General features: G+C 72.7%; 9 protein-coding genes. 5 read left to right on the forward strand and 4 right to left on the reverse strand.

Annotated elements, in window-relative coordinates:
• Positions 1–213: EAL domain-containing protein (locus tag IE99_RS29890; protein WP_037560240.1), on the forward strand; the 213-nt coding region annotated here is incomplete at its 5' end.
• Here IE99_RS29890 and IE99_RS0128235 read toward each other — a convergent pair.
• The 3 genes from IE99_RS0128235 to IE99_RS0128245 form a co-directional block, all read right to left on the reverse strand.
• Entirely contained in the window at positions 173–817 is a 645-nt protein-coding gene (locus tag IE99_RS0128235) for a ClpP family protease (RefSeq protein WP_051713473.1), read from the reverse strand. The genes IE99_RS29890 and IE99_RS0128235 overlap by 41 nt on opposite strands.
• Positions 814–1419: a ClpP family protease gene (locus tag IE99_RS0128240; RefSeq protein WP_030177403.1), complete on the reverse strand. Its 606-nt coding sequence runs from the start codon at positions 1417–1419 to the stop codon at positions 814–816. The genes IE99_RS0128235 and IE99_RS0128240 overlap by 4 nt, the downstream gene beginning before the upstream one ends.
• A 77-nt stretch (positions 1420–1496) precedes the next feature.
• The gene (locus tag IE99_RS0128245) at positions 1497–2354 is read right to left on the reverse strand and encodes a LysR family transcriptional regulator (protein ID WP_030177405.1); all 858 of its coding nucleotides are present in this window, start codon (positions 2352–2354) and stop codon (positions 1497–1499) included.
• Positions 2355–2434: 80 nt separating this feature from the next.
• On the opposite strand from IE99_RS0128245, the gene IE99_RS0128250 reads away from it, so the two are divergent.
• Positions 2435–3640 carry an MFS transporter gene (locus IE99_RS0128250; protein ID WP_051713475.1) on the forward strand — a complete coding sequence of 402 codons (1206 nt, stop codon included), beginning with the start codon at positions 2435–2437 and terminating at the stop codon, positions 3638–3640.
• Positions 3641–3655: 15 nt separating this feature from the next.
• Here the strand turns inward: IE99_RS0128250 and IE99_RS0128255 are convergent, their stop codons facing one another.
• Positions 3656–4207: a TetR/AcrR family transcriptional regulator gene (locus tag IE99_RS0128255; protein ID WP_211258955.1), complete on the reverse strand. Its 552-nt coding sequence runs from the start codon at positions 4205–4207 to the stop codon at positions 3656–3658.
• Positions 4208–4321: 114 nt separating this feature from the next.
• Here IE99_RS0128255 and IE99_RS0128260 point away from each other — a divergent pair, with 114 nt between their 5' ends.
• The 3 genes from IE99_RS0128260 to IE99_RS32530 all read left to right on the forward strand — a co-directional run.
• Positions 4322–4936, forward strand: coding sequence for a DUF2867 domain-containing protein (locus IE99_RS0128260; RefSeq protein WP_030177410.1), 615 nt, complete (start codon positions 4322–4324; stop codon positions 4934–4936).
• Between the two features lie 55 nt (positions 4937–4991).
• Positions 4992–6269, forward strand: a complete 1278-nt coding sequence (locus IE99_RS33305; protein WP_030177412.1) for a hypothetical protein — start codon at positions 4992–4994, stop codon at positions 6267–6269.
• Positions 6227–6741 (forward strand): diguanylate cyclase domain-containing protein (locus IE99_RS32530; protein ID WP_169744501.1); only part of this gene is annotated, 515 nt, incomplete at its 3' end. The genes IE99_RS33305 and IE99_RS32530, both read left to right, overlap by 43 nt.

Below are 6741 nucleotides of genomic sequence, written 5' to 3' on the forward strand. Positions count from 1 at the left end.
CAAGCCGCCATCGCCACCTCCATCGCCCAAATCGCCCACGCCCTCAACCTCACCACCGTCGCCGAAGGCGTCGAAACCGCCCCCCAAGCCCACCGCCTCCACCAAATGGGCTACCGCCTCGCCCAGGGCTACCACTTCGCCAAACCCCTCCCGGCAGACGACATCGACGCACTCATCGTCCGGCAAGCCCGGCAGGAACCTCGCTCCGCCTGACGGCCGCGTTGCCGCGCTGCCGCTCCTCGAGCACGTGGTCGATGAGGCCGTACTCCAGGGCCGCCTTGGCGGTGAAGACGCGGTCGCGGTCGGTGTCGGTGCGCAGCGTCGCGGTGTCCTGCCCGGTGTGCCGGGACAGGATCCGCTCGATGTCCGCGCGGACGCGGACGACCTCGTCCGCCTGGAGGATGAGGTCGGGGATCGCTCCGCGGCCCTGCCCCGTCGGCTGGTGCAGGACGACGCGGGTGTGGGGGAGCGCGGCGCGCTTGCCGGGGGTGCCCGCGGCGAGGAGGACGGCGCCGACGGCGACCGCCTGCCCCACGCATGTCGTCGCGACCTGCGGGCGGATGTAGCGCAGCGTGTCGTACACGGCGAGCATCGCGCTCGGGTCGCCGCCCTCGCAGTTGATGTAGAGCTGGATGTCGCTGTCGGGGGTGTCGGCCTCCAGGTGGAGCAGCTGCGCGACGAGGGCGTTCGCGACGCCCGCGTCGATGGCGGTGCCGAGGTAGATGATGCGTTCGGTCAGCAGGTGCGAGTAGACGTCCATGATGCGCTCACCGCGGGGGTGCTGCGCGATGACGTTCGGGATCGTGTAGGTGCTCATCGGGCACCGAGCCCGACGGGGTGGGGGGCGGGCGCGATCTCGTCGAAACCGCTGACGATCGTGTCGATGAACCCGTACTCGAGTGCCTCCCGCGCGGTGTACCAGCGGTCGTGCAGCGAGTCCTCGAAGATCCGGTCAATGGGCTGGCCGGTGTCGTCGGCGATGAGGCCGAGCACCGTGTCGCGGGTGTGCCGCAGGTCGTTGGCCTGTAGTTCGATGTCGACGGCGGCGCCGGCGATGCCGGCGGAGCCCTGGTGCATCAGTACGCGGGCGTGCGGCAGGGCGCGGCGCTTGCCGCGGGTTCCTGCCGACAGCAGAAACTGCCCGGCGCTGTAGGCGATGCCGAGCACGACCGTGGCGACGTCGCAGGGGAGCAGGCGCATGACGTCGCGGATCGCGAGCATCGACGGCACCGACCCGCCGGGGGAATGGATCCACAGGGTGATGTCGGACGAATTCTGCCGGGCCAGGCTGATCAGCTGCGCCGCCAGAAGAGTGCCATTGTCGTCGTCCAGCGGGCCATCGAGCACGAGAACGCGCTGCTGGTAGAGCTCGCGCCGCATTCTCTCGTTGAACAACGGGATTCTCTGTTCCTCGCTCATGCCATTCACTCTGCGCCAGAGCGCGCCCGGGTCACAGGCATATCCGCCCACGGCGGATCCGCTCAGAGCAGCGCGGCTCATTCGGCGAGCGCGTCGAGGAACGCCTTGGCGGCCGGAGACGGGTGGTTCCAGACGAGGTGCTCCACACGGGCCGGGGCGTCGCTCAGCCGGACGGTCGGCAGGCCCAGGCCGGCCGCGAAGGCGGCGGGCAGCATCCCGATGCCGAGGCCCTGCCGGATCAGGCGGGTCATGAAGTCGGGCGTGGTGATCTCGAAGGCGACCTCGCGCCGGACGCCCGCCGCGGTGAAGGCGGCGTCCGACTGGGCGCGCGCGGCGGTGCCCGCCGGGAAGTCGACGAACGGCTCGTCCGCCAGGAGGCTCAGCTCGGCGTGGGACCTTCCGGCGAGGGGGTGGTCGGGCGCCACCAGGGCGACGAGGTCGCCGCGGGCCAGCTCGCGGCCCTGGACGCCCACCGGCCGGACGCCCAGCGGGAGCCCCAGGAAGGCGGCGTCCAGGACGCCCTCCCGCACCTGGTCGGTCAGCTCCTCGCTGCCGCCCGAGCGCAGGGTGATCCGCACCTGCGGATGCCGCAGGTGGAAGCGGTGCAGCGCGGTTGCCAGGTCGACGGCCGTGACGGTGGGGATGGCGCCGACGGCGAGCCGGCCCCGGATCTCGCCGGCGGCGGCCGCCACCTCGGCGCGGGCGCGCTCGGCGGCGTCCAGCGCCTGGCGGGCGGCGGGGAGGAACGCCTCGCCGGCGGGGGTCAGCCGGACGCGGCGGCTGGTGCGCTCGAACAGCCGGGCGCCCAGCTCGCGCTCGAGCCGGGCGATCTGGTGGCTCAGCGCCGACTGGACGACACGGCACCGCTCGGCGGCGCGGGTGAAGTTGCTGGTCTCCGCGACGGCGACGACGTAGCGCATCTGCTGGAGCTCCATGTATCGATCGTGGATCACGATCGCTCGGATGACAAATATGCGTTGGACTCATTGATCGTCCGTCGTCGAGGGTGGGAGGCATGAAGAGAGGTCTCCTCCTGCTCATGTCGACGGCGGCCGGGCTGACGGTCGCGGGGAACTACTTCGCGCAGCCGCTGCTCGACCTGATCGGCCGCGAACTCGGGCTCGGGCCGACCCTGGCGGCGCTGACGGTGACGGCCGCGCAGGTCGGGTACGCGGTGGGCCTGATCCTGCTGGTGCCGCTCGGCGACCTGGTCGACCGGCGGCGGCTCACCGTGGCCCTCTACGCGGCGACCTCGGTGTTCCTGCTGGTGTCGGCGACCGCCGGCAGCGGCACGATGCTCCTGGCCGGGACGGCCCTGGCCGCGGTGACCTCGGTGGGCGCGCAGGTCGTGGTGCCGTTCGCGGCGGCGCTGGCGGACCCGGCCGAGCGCGGGAAGGTCGTCGGCACGGTGATGACCGGGCTGCTGCTCGGCGTGCTGCTGGCGCGCACCGCGTCCGGCGCCCTGTCCGAACTGGGCGGATGGCGGACGGTCTACTGGGTGCACGCGGCCCTGATGGCGCTGATGGCCGTGCTGCTGCACGTCTTCCTGCCGCGGATCGCCGCGGACGGCCCCCGCCTGTCCTACCCGCGGCTGCTGCGCTCGACGATGGCGATGTTCCGGGACGAGCCGCTGCTGCGGTGGCGGGCGGGGATCTGCGCGCTGAGCCTGGCGTCGTTCACCTCTCTGTGGACGGCGCTGACGTTCCTGCTGGCGCGGTCGCCGTACGGCTGGTCGGAGTCGTCCATCGGGCTCTTCGGCCTGGTCGGCGTCGTGGGCGCGCTGACCGCGACGGTGGCGGGACGGCTGGCCGACCGCGGCCGCGCCCAGGCGGTCACCGGGGTGGGGACGGTGCTGCTCGTGCTCTCCTGGCCGGCCATCGCCGCCGGGGCCGGTTCGCTCGGCTGGCTGATCGCCGGGGTGCTCCTGCTGGACCTTGCGCATCAGGCGGTGGTCAACAGCAGCCAGAACGTCCTCTACGCGCTGCGGCCGGAGGTGCGCAACCGGATCAACTCCGCCTTCATGACCGCCTTCTTCGTCGGCGGCGCGGCGGGCTCCGCGCTGACCTCGGTCGTCTGGGCTCGCGGCGGCTGGACGGCCGTGTGCGCCGTGGGCGCCGCCCTCTCCGCCGGAACCGGGGTGCTCTGGGTCCTGGAGCGCCTCACCCTCGCCAGGACGCCGAAGGCGCCGCAGGCCCCGGCCGTGGCCACGACGGCCTGCTGACGGCCGGGCCGGGGTTCAGCGGTCGAGGATCACGTCGCCGGCGCGGATCAGGACCTCGAGCCGGGTGCGGCCCCCGTGGTCGGCGGCGAGGAAATGGTGCCCCATCGCCACGCAGAACGCGATCAGGCTGCGGGCCTCGACCTCGTCGGGGTCGGAGCAGAAGGTGCCGATCATCTCGCGGAGCAGGGCCATGCGCACCCCGTCGACCCGCCGCAGGCGCGCGGCGACCGCCTCGTCGCGCCGGGCCCAGTCGCGGACGGCCAGGTCGATGGGGAGCAGCCGGTCGCCGGAGAAGGTGAGGATGCCCGCGCGCTCGATCTTGGTCTTCGGATCGCCGCCCTCCCGCTCGACCTGGGCGATCACCTCGTCGGTGCTCTCCCGCTCCCAGAGGTCCAGCATGGCCTCCAGCAGCGCGCCGCGGTCGGCGAAGTAGCCGTAGAAGCCGCCCTTGGTGACGCCGAGCCGCTTGGCGAGGGCCTCGATCCGGACGGCGTCGGGGCCGCCCTCGGCCAGGGCACGCAGGCCCTCCTCGATCCACTTCTCGCGCGGTGTGCGCGCAGCGCCCACGATGTGCCCCACCTCACTCGTCCCGGGATATACGCCACCGTATATCCACGTCTAGGCTCGCGTTATACGCAAGCGTACAGAACGGGATGCGCGGCGGTCCCGGGAAAGGCACCCATGAGACTCCCCCGAACGGCCCACACCGGGCACCCGTGGCGGATCCACGAGTTCGCCCGGGACTTCCGGGTCGAGGACGTGTGGTCCTACCGCACCCCCGGCGCCGGGCCGGACGACTTCCCGCTGATGCTGGCGGCACTGGCGGCGGGCGCGGGGATCGACGCCCAGCCCCTTCCGGTCCGGTTCCTGTTCGCGGTGCGCTGGAAGCTCGGCGCCCTGTTCGGCTGGGACCGCGACCGGGAGAGCCTCGGGGGGCGGGTGCGGCCCCTGCGCGAACGGCTGCCGGACGACCTGCGGGCCACCGCGGACCCCTCCTGCGGCGAGGTCGCCCCGTTCACCCCGGTCTACGAGCTTGGGGACGAGTGCGTCCGCGAGCTGGCGAACAAGACCGTCCACACCCTCATGCACCTGGGCTGGGCACCCTCGCACGACGGCGGCCACGAGCTGCGGATGGCGGTGCTGGTCAAGCCCAACGGACGGCTCGGACGGCTCTACATGGCCCTCATCGCGCCGTTCCGGTACCTCATCGTCTATCCCGCGCTGACCCGCGACGTGGAGCGCGCCTGGCGGAACCGCGCGCGGCTGGTCCCCGGAGGCGCCGCCCTCCGGAGCTGAACCCCGCCCGCGCACGGTCTCAGGTCCGCGGGACGGCCGCCGATGGGAACCGGCGATGTCCTCGGAAGAAGCGACCGTCACGCCGGACGGGGGCGCGGAGCGGGCGGGGGCCCCACGCGCCCTCCTCCGGCATGCCCCGCTCCTGCTGATCGCCGCTCTCACCGTCTTCGCCGGGGTGTGGTTCGTCCGGACGGCCGACGGCATGCCGCTGCCCCTCGTCGCCTGGATCCCGCCCGTCCTGGCCACGGCGACCGCCGCGTACACGTGCCTGCGGACCGCCCACGACATGCGCGGGCCGGCGCGGCTGTTCTGGGGACGGCTCGGCGTGGCGGTCGGCCTGGTCGCCATCGGAAGCGCGATCGACGCCGCCGACTCGCTCATCGGACCGGACGCGCTCGGCTCCCACGTCAGCCCCGCCGCCATGGGCATGTACGGGATCGGCAGCCTCATGTTCGTCTGGGCGCTGCTGATGATCCCGATCCCCCGGCGGTCCGCGGGCGAATGGCTGACGCTGGGGCTGGACGCGGGCGTCCTCATCCTGGGCGGCGGACTGTACCTCTGGTACTACCTCGCCCTGCGGGGAGACCTGCCGACAGCGGCGGACGGGGTCGAGGGCTCCGCGCTCACCATGATCGTGCTGGGTCTGGCGATCGGGCTGGTCGCCATCAAGCTGGCGCTCACCGGCGCCGGGCCGCTGGACCGCCGCGCCCTGTGGGCGCTCGGCGCCGCGGTCCTGCTCGCCTGCGTCATCGGCGCGCTCATCGGCTACTTCGCGGAAAGCCGGCCCCACCTGTCCGCCACCCACCTCGGCCTTCCGGTCGCGAGCCTGCTGGCCGCCCTCGGCACCGGCATCCAGCGCCGGGCGGCGGCGCAGCCGACCCTGCCGCGGCGCCGCCGCCCCTACAGCAGGCTGCCCTACGCCGCGGTCGGCGGCGCCTACGCGCTGCTCCTGATCTCACTGCGGTCGGCCGAGGGCCCCAGCGGGGTCATCGTCGGCGGCGTGATCCTGCTGACCGGCCTGGTGGTGCTGCGGCAGATCATCGCGTTCCACGACATCGGGAGCCTGCTGGACCGCCTGGACGCGAGCATGGGCGAGCTGGCCCGCTGGTCATGGCGGACCATGTCGCGAAGCTGCTGGCCGACCCGGGCGGCACGTACACCTGCCAGGTCCGCATGCGCCACGGCGACGGGTCATGGCGGCTGGCGGAGCTGTACGCCACCAACTCCATCGACGATCCCAACGTCGGTGGCATCGTCAGCAATCTGCGGGACGTCACCGAGATTCATCGTGTGCAGGAGGAACTGGCGTATCAGGCGGGTCATGACGCGCTGACCGGGCTGGCGAACCGGGCGCTGCTGGTCGAGCACACCCAGCACGCCCTGGCAGGTCCGGGCGGCCACCGGGTCGCCCTGGCCCTGATCGACCTGGACGACTTCAAAGCCATCAACGACCGCCTCGGCCACGCCGTCGGCGACGCGTTGCTCGTGGCGATCGCAGGCCGCCTGCGCAACTGCGTCCGCCCCCACGACCTGGTCGCCCGTCTGGGCGGCGACGAATTCGCCGTCCTCCTACGAGACGTCTCCCCCGACGAGATCGACGCCGTCCTGGACCGGATCTCCGCCGCCCTGAGCGGGATCGTCAACGCGCTCGGCCACGACCTGCTGGTGCACGCCAGCATCGGGCTGGCCAGCAAGGCTTCACCCGCGGCGAACTGTTCCTGGTCTACCCCGTCGCCGAACGCAACGGCACCATCGTCCAGATCGGCGCCTGGGTACTGCGCCAAGCCTGCCGCCAGATGGTCCAC

Source organism: Spirillospora albida, from assembly GCF_000718255.1.
GTDB classification, from domain to species: domain Bacteria; phylum Actinomycetota; class Actinomycetes; order Streptosporangiales; family Streptosporangiaceae; genus Spirillospora; species Spirillospora albida.